The 18,233-nt window shown below is 46.3% G+C and carries 17 protein-coding genes; 9 read left to right on the top strand and 8 right to left on the bottom strand.

What is annotated here, in order from left to right; translation table 11 throughout:
• The first annotated feature begins 50 nt into the window (after nucleotides 1–50).
• Genes bfr through LFX17_RS11265 form a run of 4 tightly spaced genes read left to right on the top strand, consistent with a single transcriptional unit; the run spans nucleotide 51 to nucleotide 3,260 of the window.
• Nucleotides 51–518: a bacterioferritin gene (bfr, locus tag LFX17_RS11250; RefSeq protein ID WP_238730332.1), complete on the top strand. Its 468-nt coding sequence runs from the start codon at nucleotides 51–53 to the stop codon at nucleotides 516–518.
• Complete coding sequence (locus LFX17_RS11255) at nucleotides 515–1,762, top strand: THUMP domain-containing class I SAM-dependent RNA methyltransferase (protein WP_238730333.1); 1,248 nt, start codon at nucleotides 515–517, stop codon at nucleotides 1,760–1,762. The genes bfr and LFX17_RS11255 overlap by 4 nt, the downstream gene beginning before the upstream one ends.
• 15 nt (nucleotides 1,763–1,777) lie before the next feature.
• Nucleotides 1,778–2,908, top strand: a complete 1,131-nt coding sequence (locus tag LFX17_RS11260) for an acetylglutamate kinase (protein ID WP_238730334.1) — start codon at nucleotides 1,778–1,780, stop codon at nucleotides 2,906–2,908.
• Nucleotides 2,909–2,915: 7 nt separating this feature from the next.
• On the top strand, nucleotides 2,916–3,260 hold the full coding sequence (locus LFX17_RS11265; protein ID WP_238730335.1) for a DCC1-like thiol-disulfide oxidoreductase family protein: 345 nt from the start codon (nucleotides 2,916–2,918) through the stop codon (nucleotides 3,258–3,260).
• Here LFX17_RS11265 and LFX17_RS11270 read toward each other — a convergent pair.
• From LFX17_RS11270 to LFX17_RS11280, 3 genes are read right to left on the bottom strand one after another with little or no spacing between them, the layout of a single operon-like run.
• Nucleotides 3,237–3,932: an iron-containing redox enzyme family protein gene (locus tag LFX17_RS11270; RefSeq protein ID WP_238746737.1), complete on the bottom strand. Its 696-nt coding sequence runs from the start codon at nucleotides 3,930–3,932 to the stop codon at nucleotides 3,237–3,239. The two genes, LFX17_RS11265 and LFX17_RS11270, sit on opposite strands and share 24 nt — an antisense overlap.
• Nucleotides 3,933–3,942: 10 nt before the next feature.
• Entirely contained in the window at nucleotides 3,943–5,223 is a 1,281-nt protein-coding gene (locus LFX17_RS11275; protein ID WP_238746738.1) for a D-alanine--D-alanine ligase family protein, read from the bottom strand.
• Entirely contained in the window at nucleotides 5,220–6,479 is a 1,260-nt protein-coding gene (locus LFX17_RS11280) for a KamA family radical SAM protein (protein WP_238746739.1), read from the bottom strand. Before LFX17_RS11280 ends, LFX17_RS11275 begins: the two co-directional genes overlap by 4 nt.
• A 94-nt stretch (nucleotides 6,480–6,573) precedes the next feature.
• Between LFX17_RS11280 and LFX17_RS11285 the strand changes: the two genes are divergently transcribed.
• From LFX17_RS11285 to LFX17_RS11295, 3 genes are all read left to right on the top strand, one after another.
• Nucleotides 6,574–7,248 carry an HAD family hydrolase gene (locus LFX17_RS11285; protein ID WP_238730339.1) on the top strand — a complete coding sequence of 225 codons (675 nt, stop codon included), beginning with the start codon at nucleotides 6,574–6,576 and terminating at the stop codon, nucleotides 7,246–7,248.
• A gap of 44 nt (nucleotides 7,249–7,292) precedes the next feature.
• Nucleotides 7,293–8,132 carry a GerMN domain-containing protein gene (locus tag LFX17_RS11290; RefSeq protein WP_238730340.1) on the top strand — a complete coding sequence of 280 codons (840 nt, stop codon included), beginning with the start codon at nucleotides 7,293–7,295 and terminating at the stop codon, nucleotides 8,130–8,132.
• Between the two features lie 118 nt (nucleotides 8,133–8,250).
• Entirely contained in the window at nucleotides 8,251–9,483 is a 1,233-nt protein-coding gene (locus LFX17_RS11295) for a GGDEF domain-containing protein (RefSeq protein ID WP_238730341.1), read from the top strand.
• Here LFX17_RS11295 and LFX17_RS11300 read toward each other — a convergent pair.
• The 3 genes from LFX17_RS11300 to LFX17_RS11310 form a co-directional block, all read right to left on the bottom strand.
• Nucleotides 9,467–9,835 (bottom strand): LIC11299 family lipoprotein, encoded by a 369-nt coding sequence (locus LFX17_RS11300; RefSeq protein WP_118955978.1) that lies wholly within the window; start codon nucleotides 9,833–9,835, stop codon nucleotides 9,467–9,469. The two genes, LFX17_RS11295 and LFX17_RS11300, sit on opposite strands and share 17 nt — an antisense overlap.
• Before the next feature lie 27 nt (nucleotides 9,836–9,862).
• Complete coding sequence (mqnC, locus tag LFX17_RS11305) at nucleotides 9,863–10,963, bottom strand: cyclic dehypoxanthinyl futalosine synthase (RefSeq protein ID WP_238746740.1); 1,101 nt, start codon at nucleotides 10,961–10,963, stop codon at nucleotides 9,863–9,865.
• 197 nt (nucleotides 10,964–11,160) lie between these two features.
• Nucleotides 11,161–11,310: a hypothetical protein gene (locus LFX17_RS11310; protein WP_238746747.1), complete on the bottom strand. Its 150-nt coding sequence runs from the start codon at nucleotides 11,308–11,310 to the stop codon at nucleotides 11,161–11,163.
• A gap of 188 nt (nucleotides 11,311–11,498) precedes the next feature.
• Here LFX17_RS11310 and LFX17_RS11315 point away from each other — a divergent pair, with 188 nt between their 5' ends.
• On the top strand, nucleotides 11,499–13,589 hold the full coding sequence (locus LFX17_RS11315; protein WP_238730343.1) for a heterodisulfide reductase-related iron-sulfur binding cluster: 2,091 nt from the start codon (nucleotides 11,499–11,501) through the stop codon (nucleotides 13,587–13,589).
• Nucleotides 13,590–13,845: 256 nt separating this feature from the next.
• On the opposite strand, the gene LFX17_RS11320 is transcribed toward LFX17_RS11315, so the two are convergent.
• Together LFX17_RS11320 and LFX17_RS11325 are read right to left on the bottom strand one after the other, a co-directional pair.
• Nucleotides 13,846–14,955, bottom strand: coding sequence for a sensor histidine kinase (locus LFX17_RS11320; RefSeq protein ID WP_238746756.1), 1,110 nt, complete (start codon nucleotides 14,953–14,955; stop codon nucleotides 13,846–13,848).
• A gap of 843 nt (nucleotides 14,956–15,798) precedes the next feature.
• Nucleotides 15,799–17,406: a peptide chain release factor 3 gene (locus LFX17_RS11325; RefSeq protein ID WP_238746758.1), complete on the bottom strand. Its 1,608-nt coding sequence runs from the start codon at nucleotides 17,404–17,406 to the stop codon at nucleotides 15,799–15,801.
• A gap of 314 nt (nucleotides 17,407–17,720) precedes the next feature.
• On the opposite strand from LFX17_RS11325, the gene LFX17_RS11330 reads away from it, so the two are divergent.
• Nucleotides 17,721–18,041, top strand: coding sequence for a hypothetical protein (locus tag LFX17_RS11330; RefSeq protein WP_238746760.1), 321 nt, complete (start codon nucleotides 17,721–17,723; stop codon nucleotides 18,039–18,041).
• Nucleotides 18,042–18,233 lie beyond the last annotated feature (192 nt).

Genomic DNA, 18,233 nt, shown 5'->3' on the forward strand with positions numbered 1-18,233 from the left:
TGCAAAATTAGGAATGATTTTTATACTGAATGGATACAAGGGGGAATACGATGAAAGGCAACAAAGAAGTGCTTGAGATCCTCGGCGAAGTCCTTGCGGCTGAACTTACGGCAATCAATCAATATTTTATTCATGCGAAGATGAACAAGAATTGGGGTTTCAAAAAACTCGCCGACTTTATGAAACACGAATCCATCGACGAGATGAAACACGCGGACGAAATCATCGATCGCATTCTTTATCTCGACGGCGTTCCCGATCTTCAAAGATACATGAAGATCTCCGTGGGAAAAAACATCGAAGAGATCTTAAAAGTGGATTTAGAACTCGAGTATGCGGCGGTGGAACGGTTCAACCGAGGCATCGCGATCGCGGTAAAAAACAACGATAACGGAACGAGAGAATTGTTCGAAAAAATTCTCGTCTCCGAAGAAGAGCATATCGATTGGATCGAGTCCCAACAGGAAATTATCCGTCAGATCGGCGTTGAAAACTATCTAGCGCAACAAATCGAGTGACCCATTTTAAAAAACCCGCACCTAAAAAATCCCTTCGGCTAAAAACGCGAAAGCCGGAGGGAAATCCCAAGGAACGTCCCCGACAAAATTCCTCTCCTTCCAAATCGGAATGGGATTTTTCAAAACCGGATTCTTTCGAATACCACGCTTCTTGTCCGGACGGATTGTCCGGCCTTTTGCGCGAAGAAGTATTGGAAGCCGGTTTAAAGATCGTCGCCGAAAACCGCGGGGGAGTTTTTTTTCAAGGTTCTTCCAAGGCGTTGAAGGATTTCATTCTTTCCACCGGAATCGCATCCGGGATCAGCGTTTCCCTTAAATTCTGGAGAGTGGAAGATCCGGACGATCTCTACAATCAAGCGCTCGAGTTTCCTTTCGAAAGAATTTTCGGCTCGGAACATTCGATCCGAATCGATTCCACCACCAAAGACGCGTTAAAAGATTCACGTTATGCGACATACCGACTGAAGGACGCGATCTTCGACAGGTTCCGTTCCAAAGGAAAAGAACCCCCGAAAATTTCGCGCGAAGAACCGGATTTTCTACTCTATCTTCGTTCCCATTCCGAACACGCAAAACTTTCCCTCGGTTTAAACACGAGACCTCTCCAACAACGAGGTCACGGAAGAATCGGCGGAGAAGCGCCCGTCCGGGAGATTCTCGCGTCGGCGCTCGTTCGTTATTCGGGATGGGACGCCAAATCACCGTTATACGATCCGTTCTGCGGTTCGGGAACCGTCGTGATCGAGGCGGCCCTGAAACTTTTATACGGCGGTTATACGAATTACAGAAGTCTGGATTCTTCCCTTCCGTTTCAAAAACTGTTCGGCGAGCCGACTCGCAGGGAGAATGAGAAGAATTCTTCCGCTGCGAAAATTTTCGCTTCGGACTTGGATGAAAAGGCTTTGAATCTCGCGAGACTGAACGCGAAGAATGCGGGAGTGGATCACCTCATCACTTTTTTTGAATCCGATGCGACCGTCTCCGAAAACGAACATAAGATTTCCGGCGGTTATATCGTGACCAATCCTCCGTATGGAGTTCGTCTCGGAACCAAGGAGGAAGCCAAGGAGATTTATACGGCTTGGGGGAAGCGGCTCAAGGACCATTTTGCGGGCAACGTACTCGCGATCGTCTGCGGCGACACTTCGCTCTTGGGTTTTTTAAAACTCAAAAAAGACAAGGAACAATCCCTGACAATCGGGAAGCTCAAAGGAAAATTGGTTGCCTACACTCTGGGCAAATAATCGAATCAAAAAAGAATGAAACATCAGGAAATTCTCCTTAAACTTTTAGAAGTCACAGAGAACACCAAGGATTCGTTTCAATTTTTAAAACTCTTCCGTTCGATCGAACCCGAAAAGTTCGCAGTCATCTACGCGGATTCCGGAACCCTGATGGAATCCGCGGAAGCGCTTCTCTACAACCTGAAGTTGCTGCACAAACTCGACCTGTATCCCGTCGTCGTCTTGGACAAGGACGGAATCTCCTATACCAATCTTTTTTACAGAAATCAAAGTAAGCAAGAAACGTCGTCGATTCTTCCCGGAAAATTATTCCGACATTCTCAGGATTTGGCGGGTTCGGTCGCATCCGCTCTCGCCGAAAAAAAACTTCCGGTATTTGTGGCCGAGGAAAAAGGCGCCGCGCTTTTTTCCTTTTTAACCAAGCTTTGCTCCACTCTAAAAACGAAAAAGCTCGTCCATCTATATACGAGAGGAGGAATCTACTCCGAAGGGAATAAGATCTCCATCTACGATATCGATTCGTCCGTCGTCGCCGACCGGGAAGATTCCGCCCTTTTGAACTCCTGTTTGGAACTTTATAAAAACGTAAAGGACAAGGAATTCGGAATCGCCGTCACGTCCGCTTCGTCGTTGTTAAAGGAATTATTCACTATCAAAGGAAGCGGAACGCTTCTCCGTAGAAAAAACAGAATCGATTTTATCGCGGACGTAAACTCGGTCTCGAAAGAGAAGATGAATCTTCTCATTGAAAAGGCGTTCCAGCGTTCCCTCAAAGAGGATTTCTGGAAACAGGAATTCGCGGGAATCGTTCTCGAATCCGAATACAAGGGCTGCGCTTTGGTCAAGAACACTCCTTTCGGAACCTTTCTTTCCAAGTTCGCGGTGGACGAAATCGCAAGAGGAGAAGGAGTCGGAAGGGATATTTGGGACGACATGATCGCGCGGTTCCCGATTTTATTCTGGAGAGCGAGAAAGGAAAACACGATCTCCAAATGGTATATGAAGGTTTGCGACGGAATGCAAAAAGAAGGAATCTGGATCTATTTCTGGATCGGAGTCAAAGAGGAACACATTCCCGGAGTCTGCGCCTTTTTAAAAAACCTTCCGCAGGACCTCGAATCCAAAAAAGAAGTGAGTACATTTTAATATTCTAATGAATTCTCTCGTTTTTTTATACGACGGCGATTGTTCTTTCTGTGCGAATCTCGCAGCGAAACTGCAATCGATCAACCTCGACCCAAAGATCCGCTTTCGTTCGTTCCGCGATTTTTCGGAAAAAGAGTTACGGGAAATCCATCCTTCTTTGAACGTTTCCGTGGCGGAAGGGAACGTGCAGATGATCGCGGATGGAAGAAGATACCCCGGCTTTTTCGCGATCCGCAAACTCAGCCATTCCCTCAAAGGATATCGGTGGATCGCACCGCTTTTGTATCTTCCGTTGATTCCTATTTTCGGAATGATAGGAATCGGTCTATTAAAGACCCTGAAAAGCCGTTAATCCTTCGTAAAACACGAGCCTTGCGTCGAGTGCAAGCCTGTTTCCATCCAGCACTCGATTGCGTTTTTCATCGGTGTCGGCGACGACCTCGATCAATCGAAAGAGTTTTTCCGCGTGGGATTCGTCGGCTTCCAAATTTACTTGAAAAAATTTTCCTTCGGGCAATGGAATTCTGGTTTTCAGATCGCGATAAGACTCAAACATTCTTGAATATTCCAATTTCAGCAAGTATTCGTTCGCCGGTCCGAGCGCCCCGAGCGCGGAATAAAAATCGGAAGTGGTGATCTTCCGCATCAGATCCAAATAAGCTTGTGTTTCCGGAAGTTTGTGCCGTTCTTCGACGATTTCTCCCATGTCGGAAAGGAATTTTTTCAGAATTCGAACATGGGAATCTTCCGCCTTCCCTTCCCCCAATTCCTCCCAGATATTCTGAACGAGGACGATCTTCGCTTCCACGGATTCGGAGATCGATGCCGTATTTAAAAACCAATTTACGAAATCGACGCTTACGAAGTATTCCTGACGAAGCCAAAGAAGAAGATCCTCCTTTTCCATTCTTCTTTCTTTTTGTTCCAGCCAACGGTTGGAAGTCAATACCGGATGATTGCGAACCGAATCTTCCAAAGTATTGCGAAAGGAAATCGTCGTTTGTTTCAGGCTTGCGGTCTGCATAAATTCAAGTCTATGTCCGTGAGAGAATCCGACGGATCTTTTTTTGAGAATATAAAAATCGATCCGTTTCGAATTCTCTGCGAGCGATGTTTAAAATCTCTTGAAACAAGGTTTTTTCGTCCCCTAGGCTCTGACGATAACAAATCGGAAAGGTGGAATAAAACGGGGACAAACCCGGAGTTAAATTGATTTCCATAAAGAATGGATTTCCCGAAGAATCCAATTTCCAGTCGAGTCTTGCCGCGCCGGAAGTTCCCAAAGATTTGCAAAGATGAAGACTTTGTTCCTGAAGGAATGTTTCCAATCGGGACGGGCAATCGAATACGAGCGCCTCCGGCATTCGATCTTTGGATTTCGTTTTTTCCCCGTAGACTTCCTCGACTTTGAGCGCTTCCTGCAAGATCAATCTCCCGGCCCCGGTTGCGCGGTAACCGAGAGTTTCCGAACCCATTACGGAAATCGTATATTCAGTTCCTCTTAAATACGTTTCGACTAAGTAAGGGAAGAATTCCTCCGGGTTCGCGGATAAAAATGCGCGTAGTTCGGACAAATCGTGAACGATATTTCGTTCACCGATTCCGAGGCTGGAACCTTCTCCCGCGGGTTTCACGAAAGCGGGAAATGAAACTCCGTTCGGAAGAACTGCGTTTTCCCGGGAAAAAACGCGTCGTGTTTTCAAGAACGAATCTTCTTTTAAGAAAACGAGATCTTGTTTTTTCATGGGAGAATTTCGATCCGCAACGGAAACGTTTTGCAGATCCTCCGTCATCGTATTCTTGGAACGCACCAAAAATCCCGGAGCCACGGGCAATCCGATCGAATCCGCAAAGATCCGCGTCAGATTCTTATCCAAAGAAACGCTCTGCGCATAGCCGTCCGAGCCTGTATGGGGAAACCCGAACAACTCCGCCGCGGCCGGAATCAAGGATTCCCGATTGCGGGACCGAAATCCTTCCATCAAATGAAACAAGACGGGACGTTCTTTGCGATCCAAACGTGCGTAAACCTGCAGAGTTTCCAAAAGCTCTTCGGGTGTAGTTACGAGTTCCACCCTTTCATCCATGTCGCTTAACAATTTCGTGATCGAATCGACCGAAATTTTCGATTCCCACTCTTGTTTATAGTGGTCCGGAATCTCTCCTTCGAACTCGTGCAGATCCGCATACAACAAAACGGTGGGCTTTTTGTTTCGATCCGATTCGCCCGCTCCGAACGTTTCGGGAAGACCGGATCGACTCGTATTCGAAAGGCCCGCTTCTTTTTCGTCTCGGTTTCGCGTTTCTTCTTTCATAAAAACTTTTTCTCTTGGGCCCCGTAGCTGTTCGGAGCGATCCGATCCCAGATTTCGGCGGAAAGAGAAGGATAGAATTCCTCCCGATCGCTATCGGGAGGTTCCGGACTGAGATGATAGGTTCCGCGTAACGCGGAGCGGAATACGTGCATTCGTTCCGGTTTGTAATAACCGAGATACCAATCGGGGGTCAAAGTGATCTTGCCCCCGCCTCCGGGAAGATCGTTGACGAACTGTGGAATCCCCATTCCTGCGATTTTTCCTCTCAAATAAGAGATGATTTCGATTCCTTTGGCGAGAGGGGTACGAAATCCTCTCGAGCCCGGAATCAATTCCGGGTCGTACATATAATACGCGCGAATCCGCAACTCCAACAGTTTTTTATGAAGTTCTAACATAGCTTCTCCGGAATCGTTGATCCCTTTTAGGAGAACGCACTGATTTCCCACGCTGACTCCGGCTTTCAAAAGTTTCAACACGGCTTCCTTCGCTTCTTTCGTACATTCGTTGGCGTGGTTGAACTGAGTGTTGCAGAAGATCGAAAGTCGATCGGTGTTGTGTGATTCGATGACGGCACAAAGTTCGGACGTGATTCGAAACGGAAGCGTGACCGGATTTCTGGTTCCGAGCCTGCAGATCTTTACGTGATCGATTTTTTCCAGACGTTCCAAAATCCAATCGATCTTGGAATCGGAAAGATTGAGAGGGTCCCCTCCCGATAATACGACATCGCGTATTTCCTTACGGGATTCTATGTATTCGAACGCGGCTTCCAGATCTCCGGTCAGCATTCTTTCCCTGGAATCGGAAACCTTGCGTCCTCTCATACAATGTCTGCAATACACGGAACATTCGTGATTGGTAAACAAAAGGACTCGGTCGGGATACATATGCGTCAGTCCTTTTACGGGAGAAAGGCGTTCTTCGTGCAGCGGATCGGGAGATTCTTCCGGTGAAAAAACGGACTCGGCCTCGCGCGGAACGATCATCTTTCGGATCGGATCTTCCGGATCGTTCGGGTCCGTTAGAGAAATGTAATATGGCGTCGCGGAAACGTTGAGACGGATCGTATCGGAGATTCCGATTTTTTCGCCTTCCGTTAATGCGAAATAACGTTCCAGCTCGAATCCTCGCACCCGATTCTGGAGCTGTGCCTTGTAATCGTTCCATACGAAAGAAGAAAACAACGCGGTGCGGTTTGCGGAACATTCTTGTCCCGAAAGAGAAGCAAAGGAATGCGGCTGCGAAGTCTTCATAAGAGGGTTCTTCCTATTTTCTCCGTGTAGGAGGAAAATCAAGCAAAGGGAAAAAGAAAATGCCAAAAGGACCCGTTTTCAGAAACTGTCCGTGATGACTGCATTTTCCGGCGATTTTCTCCAGGCTCTTGCCTTCGACGTGGACGGGACCTTATTCTCCTCCGAAGAAATCATTCTCGAAGTCTATCGCGACTCGATCCGTAATTTTTCCGAAACCACGGGGATTCCGATCGAACTTCCGTCCCGGGACAGAATCATGATGGAAATCGGAAAACCGGTCAAAACGATCTTTCAAAATCTTCTCCCTCAACTCAACGAAGAACAAAGAGACGGCATTTCCGACAGCGTATTGAAATTCTTATGCCAACGCATCCGAAACGGAGAGGGAGAATTCTACCCCGGCGTCAAAGAAACGATCGAATCCCTTTCCAAAAAAGGATTCCGCATCCTGGCCGCCTCAAACGGCAGAAGACCGTATGTCGAAACCATTTTGGAAGTTGCAGGTGTTCTTTCCTTTTTCGATCCGATTCTCGTCCTGGACAACGATCGGATCAAGACCAAGGGAGGAATTCTCAAAGAATACGTAAAACTCTACGGTCTTGAACCGGACAAAATCCTCATGATCGGAGACAGACTTTCGGACCACGAAGCGGCCCGTCAAAACGGATGCCCGTTCGCATTCTGCGCCTACGGTCACGCGCCCGCCGGGGAAATCCCCGACTTTGAATTGGAACTCAAAAACCTTACGGATCTGACCGCAATCCTGTAGATTTTTGCCTGCATAGAATTCCCTTTTTTTCCGAAAATGAAAACGTGCCGGATTCCGAAAAAAGAAAAAATCTCATCTTCATACTCGCCGGAATTATTTTTACATTGGTGCTTTTGGATAAAAGCACCGGGTCCGGTTTTTCCATTTCCGGCGCGGGATTTCAGGGGTTTCGCAACATCGGCAAGTTTGGCCCCGAATCCTCCTCTTCTCCAAAGGGAAATCTCAATCACAAAGAAATCATGGATCAAGCCGAGGATGAAATCTTAGGCGAACTTCTCCAAAATGGAGACGTGCAGACTTCTTCCGAAAACGCAAACTCCATCGAAGAGGATTTGGACGAGGACAATCTCGTTCCCGTTCTCGAACCTCCGATTACGAACGTTTTATCCGAAAAAGAATCGGAACACGGTTCCGCACACGCAAGCGTTCCGATCCCGAGCGAAAAGGGAGAATTGTCTTTGTATTTTCTGAAGTTCTACGGAAAAGGAAACAAAAGTCATTCCCGGCTCGTGAAGGTTTTGCGTCTTTCCAAAGGAGGAGATCGGGTCAAGCTCATCCTGAATTCCCTGATCGCGGGACCGGTTTCTGTGGAAAAAGAAAAAGGAATTTTGAATTCGATTCCGCAATCCCTGCGCTATGACTCCGACTACGAAATCCAAAACGGGGTTTTGAAACTTTCTTTAAGCGGGGATTTGGAACGAGGCGCCGGGCCTGAAATTCTTAAGGATCGAATCGATCAGCTTACTTACAGCCTTATGGAGAATCTCCCGATCCGAGGCATTCAACTCTCCATCAACGGTAAATTTGTGCGTTCTCTCGGCGGAGAAGGAATGCCGTTGCCCTCTCTTCTGACCAAAAACCCGAGAAAGATCGTCGTTTTTTAATCGTCAAACAACGAGTACAGGCAAAGTCGCTTGAACCGGACGATAAATCCTGATTGTTTATAGAATAGCGTTTTTAAAATGAGGAAGCCGGGTTCCGTTTCGGAGTTTGCAATACCGCATGAGATTCTTTTTGGGAAACAATCAAAAAATAAAACTCCTCGCTCGGAGAGTTTTTTTCAATCCGTTCCCGGAAGATTATCTGAGAATCTATCAACCGGACATCCGAAGAGCGACGGTCATTTACTTTTTCTTCTGCATCGGAATCAGTTTTCTTTCCGCCTTGGTCCCCGACGGCGCCTCTCCTCTCGGTGAAGAAAATCGCGTCCTTGTATACTCCCGTTTGACGGTCGTATTGTTGTCCGCTTTTTTTGCATTTCTACTTATAAAATGGAAATCCTCTTTTCGCAGAACCATCGAACGATTCAGTATTTTTTCCTCGGGCACGATCGTGTTTTCGATTCTTCCGTACGTGTTTTTGGATTCGGAAAGAATGGGACTTTACTTTCATTTTTATACGACCCTCGTCGTGAGCGGAAACATTCTGCTTTGGTTCACGGGAACGACCGTGATCTTTTTCAATGCGCTCTTTTACTTCTCTTTGGTTTTATGCACCACGTTAACCGGAAACGCGACCGCTTTGCAGCACGACTTTGCAAACGTTCTGATTTATCTTTTTACGGGGGTGTTCGGAAATCTTCTCATCAATTTCTGGAGAGTGATGGATCACCGCGCCAAGAAAAAACTGCAGAAGGCGGTGAACAAACTTAGGGATAAGAACATTCAAATCGAAAAAATTTCCAAGGTGGACGAGCTTACGCGGCTTTACAACCGGAGATATCTGATCGAACAGTTCGAACTCTTTCTAAAGCGCGCACAACGTTATAAATTCTCCCTTGCGATGATCATCTTGGATATGGATTATCTCAAGGAAATCAACGATTCTTACGGACATCTCGCGGGGGATTCGGCCTTGAAGACGATTTCCGACGTGATGAAACAAAGGGTAAGGGCGACGGATATCTGTTCGCGGATCGGCGGGGACGAGTTTTGTATTCTTCTCGACGCGATCAAAAAAGACGATCTTTCTCAGCTTTGCGAAAAGTTGCGCAAGGAAGTTTCCGAAAAGGAATTGTCTTATCGAACCAAAAGCGGAGCTTCCGTAAAAATTTCCGTTTCGATTGGGGCCTGTATCTTCGGCCCCGAGGAAGAATTCAGTTTCGACGATATCTATCACTCCATCGATTCGGCCTTATACGAATCGAAAAAAAAAGGACGCAACCGGGTTTCGTTTATCGAACCGATCCGTTACTTTCCGAAAGAAACTCCCGGAACGACTACGGCTGCTTCTTAGGAGCGGGAAGCTCGTAGTGAAAGGTGATTTCGCAATACGCGCCGTCGTCGATATAACGAGTGCTCGTCGCTTCCATAAAAAACTGTCTGTTCTTTTGTTCTGGTTCCAACTCTTCGAGTTTGCGGGCGGCGATGGACTTGGCCGCAGTGCAGGAAGTATTCTTCATTTTGAACGTGTCGTTTTCTTCGACCGAACTGGAAGAAGCTCCCCCGATCGCGACTAATTTGTATTTATGCGGTCCTAAGGTTTCTACGGTCACGCCGGTATCGACGTGAATTCTTTCGTGGATTTGTTTCGTACAAGCCGCGAGTGCGATCAGAAACACGAGCGTAAAGTTTACGATTTTTATCATCCTATCCTCTAAAACATTCTTTTTTGATCAAAGCGTCCGCGCGAGTTCGTTCTTGTAACGATCGTAGTTGTAAAGAAGGTCTCTGCGTTTCGGTGCAAAGCCGCCTTCTTTCAAAAATTTCACCGCTTCTTTTTCGGTTTTGAGTCCGTAAGAACGAAGCACGTTTTCCTCGATGACCACGGAAGATATATCGTCCGCGCCGCTCGTCAGAGCCAGTTGACCGACGCCTTTTCCGAGAACCATCACCGAAGTTTCGATATGAGGAATGTTGTCCAAAAAGATTCTACAGATCCCGAGCACCTTCAGATATTCCTGTGTGGAAACCGCGCGCACCTTGAATCGTTTTGTCTGGGGTTGAAAGGTCCAAGGGATAAAGGATAAGAATCCTCCGGACCGGTCTTGGAGATTTCGCACAACGCTTAGGTGTTCGATCACTTCTTCCTGAGTTTCTTCCGAACCGAACACGATGTTCGCGCTTCCGGGAAGTCCCGCTTCGTGGCAGGTTTCCATCGCGCGAACCCATTCTTCCGTGGTCGCTTTTTTAGGAGAGATAATGTTTCTCATTCTGTCGGTGAGAATTTCGGCTCCCGCCCCGGGAACGGAATCCAGTCCCGCTTGTTTTAGGATTTGTAGGACCTCCTTCAGAGGAAGACCGGTGATCGTTTCGAGATTGATGATTTCCACCGGAGAAAACGCGCGGATATGCATGTCCGGATATTTCTTTTTCACGGAAGAAATGACGTTGAGATAATAGTCGAACGGAAGATCCGGATACACGCCGCCTTGCAAAAACATTTGGTCCGCACCTTCGCCGACCGCATAGTCCATCTTTTCCAAAATTTCTTCGGCGGAAAGAACGTAACCTTTTCCGTTTCCGATCTCATCCATAAAAGAACAAAAGCTGCATTCCACGTTGCAGTAATTCGTGTAATTGACGACACGAAACATCGTATAACTCGCGTATTCGTGCGGGAGAATTCTTTCCCGAAGGCTACGGGCGGCCGCCATGATCTTAAGATGATCCCCGTCCCGATACAGAATCAGTGCTTCCTCGGGAGAAATTCGAACTCCGTCCAAGGCTTTTTCGAGAATCCGATCGCTGGGTTGAGATGAGAAGATAGAGGCCACTGTTACTCCTTATGAGCTGCGAACTTCGCAAAGAACACCTTCAAGCTTGGAGGGTGTTCTTTATTTTGCACCCTCTTTTTTGGAGAATTCTTCCCTGCGGTTTCTAAGAATTCAGACCTTAGAAAAGAAGCTTATGTTTGTTTCTATGGTTGTCTTTTTCTAAAAGAGACTTTGTCTCAATTCAATGCAAGTCCGTTTTACGGGAGAATTGTATGAGTTCCCACACTCCACGTTTTACGTGAGAACACGAGATCCACTCTGGAATCCGTATGAGTTCCCACACTTGCCGTTTTCAGTAAGATCAAGACCGCCGTATAATATCCGGAAAAACGTAGCAGTTCCCACATTCTTCCGGACTTCTTTTCAAAATGTAGGAACTACTACATTCCGCTCTCACGAAAATATCATTGAGTTTCAATCTCAAGAACGATCGTTCTACCAGAAACCCTTGATTTGAAAATTCCTCGACAGGGAGGTTCTCGATTCCTACGCTGTAAATCATTCACCAATCCACAAGAAAGGGTAACTCATCCATATGGCAATTTCTCAAATCGCCTTTCATTTGATCTTCACCATTTTATTCGTAATCGCGAATGTAGTTTTTGTTCGTGCGATCCTCTATCGCCTCAATCTGATTTTCAGCGCGAGAAAGGCCGCAGGAACCGAAAACTTTTTGGAAAATCCGAACTGGGTATTCCGAATCAATAGCTTTATTCAGAACGTAATTCTTCAAAAAAAGAATTTCAAAGAGCCTGTCCGCGGTATCATGCACGCGTTCATCTTCTACGGTTTCATAACCTATACGATTCACACTACAAGCCAGATGATCGCAGGTCTTATCGGGTACGGAATGGATGATCCGTATAAATTCTCCTTAGTAGGTTTCTTGTTCGGAGAACACGCGGGACATCTTTACGAGTCCATCGTACAAGTCGTTTCGATTCTCGTTTTAATCGGTCTCGGATTTTTTGCTTGGAGAAGATGGATTCAAAAAGCGAAAGGCCTCGACGTTCATTCTCCTGCGTCTGCGATCGTCATCAGCATGATTTCCATTCTGATGATCTCCACACTTTTGGGAGAAGGCGCAAAAGCGGTGGGAGCGGTTTACGACAGCCCTACTGAAAACGCTTCCTTTATCGCTGCCGGAATCGGTGCCGTTTGGAAATCCATCGGCGTGGAATATTCCACAGCGGACCTGGTCGTTCAAATCATGTGGTGGGTTCACATTCTTTCCGTATTCGCGTTCATGCTTTACGTGCCGACTTCTAAGCACGCACACTTGATCTTCGCACCGTTCAACTACTTCCTTCAATCCGATACTCCGAAGGGCGCTCTTTCCAAACTCAATTTGGAAGATGAAAACGTTGTTTGGGGTGTGAACCGTGTGGAAGATTTCCCCTGGCCGAACCTTCTCGACGGTATGTCTTGTATCGAATGCGGTCGCTGCCAAGTTCAATGTCCTGCAAACAGAACCGGAAAGGTTCTCAATCCGAAGATGATCATCGCGGATTTAAAACACGCCCTTTTGGATAAAATGCCCGAAGTCGCAAAGATCAGAGCGCAGGAAACCGATTCCGCGGTCGCTGCTGAAAAAGTCGCTGCTCTGGACACTGGAGTCATCAACAGCTACGAAGGTTTAAGCGAAGAAGCTCTTTGGGGTTGCACGACTTGTTACGCTTGCGTGGAAGCTTGTCCCGTTGGAAACAACCAGGTCAATGCGATCATGGAAATGAGAAGACACTTGGTTCTTGCGGAATCCAAATTCCCCGTGGAATTACAAAACGCATTCGTAAACATGGAAAACAACTCCAACCCTTGGGGTGTAGGAGCTCATACAAGAGCGGATTGGGCGGAAGGTCTTGGCGTTAAAACCATGGCCGAAGACGCAAACGTGGACGTTCTTTATTGGGTCGGTTGTGCGGGAGCTTTTGATGAAAGAAACAAAAGCATCGCGAAGTCTTTCGTAAAAATTCTCCAGAAGGCGGACGTGAAATTCGGAATCCTCGGAACGGAAGAAAACTGCTCCGGTGATTCTGCGAGACGAGGCGGGAACGAATACCTCTACCAAACTCTTGCGCAAGCGAACGTGGACACGATGAACGGATACAACGTGAAAAAAGTAGTAACCGCTTGTCCACACTGCTACAACACGATCAAAAACGAATATCCTCAGTTCGGCGGAAACTTCGAAGTGGTTCACCACTCCGAATTCATCAACGAGCTTGTTAAGGACAAAAAACTCGACGTGAAAACCGCGGAAGACGCTTCTTCCGGAAAATACACGTATCACGATTCCTGCTACATCGGCCGTTACAACGACAACTACGAGAACCCGAGAGACGTCGTGAAAAAAGTTGCCGGCGGAAAACTTGCGGAACCTTCCGATCACCACACAAAGGGTCTTTGCTGTGGAGCCGGTGGAGCTCAGATGTGGATGGAAGAACAAAACAACGATCGTGTCAACGTCAAGAGAACCAAACAGCTTCTCGATACGGGTGCGACTACGATCGCGACCGCTTGTCCTTTCTGCGTGACCATGATCACCGACGGTGTGAAACACGAAGGAAAGATCGAAGAAGTAAAAGTAAAAGACATTGCGGAGTTGGTTGCGGATAACCTCCAGTAACGAATTCTAATTTAGAATTTACGCAAAGGATTTTAGGAACCGCTCTGCGACGCCGAGCGGGTTTCAAAGAATCCGAATAAAAAAGCCGGTTTTTAAACCGGCTTTTTTATTCCTAAAGCTCTCTTAGACAAGGACAGATCCAATTCCAAAAATCGGTACTCGCCCCCGAAATAAAAGCAATCTATGCAACCAATACCGCCGAGATGACTGCAACAACGCGGCGGATCGTGCGGCACGCGCAATCGTAAATCGTAAATCAAAACTCAAGCGTCGCGACCAAACCGTTATCGTTGTTCAATTCGAAGTTCGCGCGAATCTGTTGAGAGAGAATATGCATCAGAGTGAATCCGGTCGTATTCGATTTTTTTAAATCCACCGGAGTAGCCATCCCCACTCCGTTATCCTTTATGACTAATTTATAATTTTTTCCGCGTTTCGAAAAACGGATCTCGATCTTCGGATCCGAAAATTCTTTAAAAGCGTGCGTTAGAGAATTGTTTAATAGTTCGTTCAAGATCATCGCGCAAGGAATCGCGGTTTCGATCGGTAGATCGATTTTTTCCGATTCGTTACGAATGGTTACCCGCAAGTTTTTGTGTTTGTTCTTCAGATTCTCGATAATCTTTTCGATCACGCTCGAAAATTCGATGCTGTGATAATTATCCGCTTTATACAGAAAATTATGCACTTCGGACATCGTAAGAATTCGATTCTGAAACTCGAACAGGATTTTCTGCAAATCCGATTTGTCGTTGCGATGGAGGTCGGCCAAGCCGCTTAGGACTTGAAGATTATTTCTCACTCTATGATGAATTTCCTTAATCAATTCGTCCTTCTCCTTAATATAAGAATTCAGAAGATTGACCGTCAAAAAAGCGAGGATTATAAAAATGGTAAAACCGATCACCGAATCCACAAAGAATACGCTGTTGAACATATTTCTCTGGCTGAGTTTGTAAAAAAACAAAAGCATTATAATAAACGAATATAACGAGACAAAGAGCGTGGTCCGAATATTCGTGAACAATAAAAACAGCAGCACAAGAATGGAAAGACTCGGAATTATATTTCCGACCGGATTCGCAAAAAGTAAGGCGCCTCCAACCCCGATGGAAACGGAAAACAAAGTGATGATCAACGCCTTCTTGTATTGCCCCAACCAGAGCAGGAGAATCGCAAGAATCGAAGCGATGATAAAGAGTATAAAACTGGGACGATACGTTTCTTCCTTCTCGTAGAAAAAGAAAGTAAGCGAAAGACTCGCGAACGTAAGAACCACTATGTTAAACAGTAGTAAATATAAAGCCCTTACCCTTAAGATAAACGGTTCTTGTGCGTAAATACGTTGGAATTTTTTTACGATCATACGTCTTGAAACGATCCTGAACGAAACCGCGGCGCGGTGAAATGTTTATTGACAACTCTTGAAATTGTAACTCTATCAAATCGAATTTCAAGCTCAAAGGAATTTTTCGAGAGCACAGATCGGCGTTTACGCGAAAGCGAAACGCGTTTTTCTACTTTGTTGCTCCGAATTCTATTTCGACATTTTGGCTTAATCCGTTCAAAGCCGGGTTTAAAACCCCGGAATTTTTAGTTTCAATCCATTCCCATCGAGTAACAACTACAAGAACCATCAACGAATAAATCGGAATAAACGGAAAGAATTAGAATATGATTCAAACAAAAGAATAACTGAAGATAGTTATATGATTCAAAAAATTATTAACATCTCGAGTGTATTTTGCGTAACACTATTCATTTCCAACTGTATGACAACGGAAGAACATTTCCGCCAATATGGGTTGAATAAAGCCTCTTTCGACATGGAGTGCCCCCAGGAAAAAATTCAAATCCATGTATTAGGAGAGTTATCAAGAGGAAACGGACAGGTGGGAGTTACCGGTTGCAATAAAAAAGCTTCTTACATAGCGGTCCAAGGAGCCGGTTGGGTTAACAATACGTCCTCAGTTTCCAATGAACGAGAAAGAGAACGAAACCAGAGACCAAGGTGAACGTCAAAAGTTTCTTTCAAAAAAAATAGGCGAAGTGACTAAAAAAAGCCGCTCCGCCTCAAAGACATCTGGTGCAAATACGAAATGTATGACTCCGAAATGAATCGGAATCTTACCAGAGTATTGCTTTTTTCTTACAAATCGATCCGCGGAAAAATACGGAGCGGCCGCTTTTAGAACGGATGAATCGGGTATTAAGCGGTTGGAGGATAATCCAAAAGGGTTATTTCCGGATTCTTCTTTTGAAAATATCCCTTGTCCCATTCCGTATCGAAGAGAAGTGCCGCTCTTCCGCCACGATCCGTTACGAGATTCGCGGAAGACGGAACCTTGGGCAGATCCTCTTGTCCGATCCAACAAGAAATCACATACGGAAGAATCGTGATCGTGGACGGGGCGTTGTACTCGTCCATCAGTCTTCGACGAAAAACTTCGAATTGAAGTTGGCCCATCGCGCCGATGATCGGCAATCCTCCCCCGATCGTCTGTGAAGAGAACAAATGAAGAATTCCTTCTTCCGCGAGTTGATCGATTCCTTTTCGAAAACTTTTCATGCTCGCCGTATCAGCCGAAGAAATCGTCGCAAAGAGTTCGGGCGCGAATACGGGAAGTCCTTTTAAATCGGGAACCTTGGAGGAAGCCACAATATCTCCGATCGCATAGGTGCCCGGGTTGACGAGCCCGATGATGTCGCCGGGATACGCTTCATCCACAGTGTTTCGATCTTGTCCGAAGAACGCGAACGACGAGGAAAGTTTCACCGATTTTCCCAATCTTCCGTGAAGCACGTTGAGCCCTCGTTCGAACTTACCAGAAGTCACGCGTAAAAAAGCGATTCGGTCTCTGTGTTGCCGGTTCATGTTCGCCTGAACCTTAAAGATAAATCCGCTGAACGGAGTATGGATCGGATCCAAACGGGAACCGTCCTTCAAAGGAAAGAACAAAGGAGGCGGCGCGATTTTGATAAACTCGTCGAGAAACAATTGAATTCCGAAGTTGTTCACGGCGGAACCGAAGAACACCGGAGTGATCTTGGATTCCAGAAAATCTTCCTGATTGAATTCGGAAATTCCGCCTTCCACGAGTTCCAATTCTTCCCGAAAGGATTTCAAAACCCAATCTTCGAATCGTGAGTCGAGTTCGGGATCGTTGACTCCCGAGGTTTGAAAGGAAGACTTCTGACTTCCTCCCGGAGTTTTATCGTATGTTAGAATTTTCTTATCTTTGCGGGAATACACTCCGCTGAAGTCGACTCCGGTTCCGATCGGCCATACCATAGGAACCGCTGCGATTCCCAGAACCTTTTCGATCTCATCCAGAAGTACGAAAAGATTTTTGGTCGGCCGGTCCATCTTATTGATGAACGTAACGATGGGAATTCCGCGATCGCGACAAACCTTAAAGAGTTTGATCGTCTGAGGCTCGACCCCTTTTCCCGCGTCTAACACCATCACTGCGGTATCCGCAGCGATGAGAGTTCTATACGTGTCTTCGGAAAAATCTTCGTGACCGGGAGTGTCCAATAAATTGAGAACGTATCCGTTGTATTCGAACTGAAGAGCCGCGGACGTGATGGAGATTCCTTTTTCTTTTTCCATCTCCATCCAGTCGGAGGTCGCTGCCTTTCTGTTTTTACGCGCCTTTACGGCGCCCGCGAGTTGGATCGCGCCTCCGTACAAAAGAAGCTTTTCGGTAAGGGTCGTTTTCCCGGCGTCCGGGTGGGCGATGATGGCGAAGGTTCTTCTCCGTTTGGTTTCTTCCTCGATGGATTGATTCGGTTTTTGTGTTATTGTCTCGCTCACGACTTTTACTCCGCCCTCTTTCCAGCTTTTTTGCGGAAATCCGACTGTCAGCAATTAAAATCGAGGAGATTTGTGGGAGTTCCCACAATCGGATTTACTGTGAAATCAAGATTCAATGGTAGAAAGAAATGTAGGAACTCCCCATCCTGAGTTTTACGGTCCGAACCCAAGATTCACTTTCCCAATTTGTAAGAGTTCCCACACTTCGCCCGGTCAAAGGAGGATTCTTCTTTTTACCGGTTCGTATTGTTCGGGTAAATCGAATGTAACGGAAGTATCCTACATTCTCCCCATCATAGTATAGCAGGTAAACCATGGAAGGGATTCCCCTTACCCCATCGAGAGATCTACAAGGATTAAAATTACAAATCGACGGTTTCGAGGATTCGTTTGAAATTCTCAAACTCAAGGAAGAAGGTCTTACGATTTCTTCTTTGAATGAATTGAATCTTCTTCCGGGTTCCCCTCTCAGCGGAAGAATCGATTCCAACGCACTCGATTTTCAATTTCGATTTCAAGGAAGTCTGCAAAGACAAGTTCCCCGTCCCGACGGAAAAGGATTTATTTTAGGAATTCAATTCCATCAAAGAACGGGCTTGCCGGACATTCTCATCGCCCTCGAACTCGCGTCTTGATTTAGACTCGATTCTTCGAAGCGCTCTTCGCTTTCCCCTCCGTATTTGTCGCTGCCATCGCGACCCGTAGGGAGCCGATGGCACTGAGTTCTCAGATGCGACGCATAGAGAGCGGAGCATGATTTACCATGAACCTTTAGGGGCTTCCCCGGCCCCGTTTTTTTAAAACTCAAAAACGCTTTTCCGGATAAT

The organism is Leptospira sanjuanensis, from assembly GCF_022267375.1.
GTDB classification, from domain to species: domain Bacteria; phylum Spirochaetota; class Leptospiria; order Leptospirales; family Leptospiraceae; genus Leptospira; species Leptospira sanjuanensis.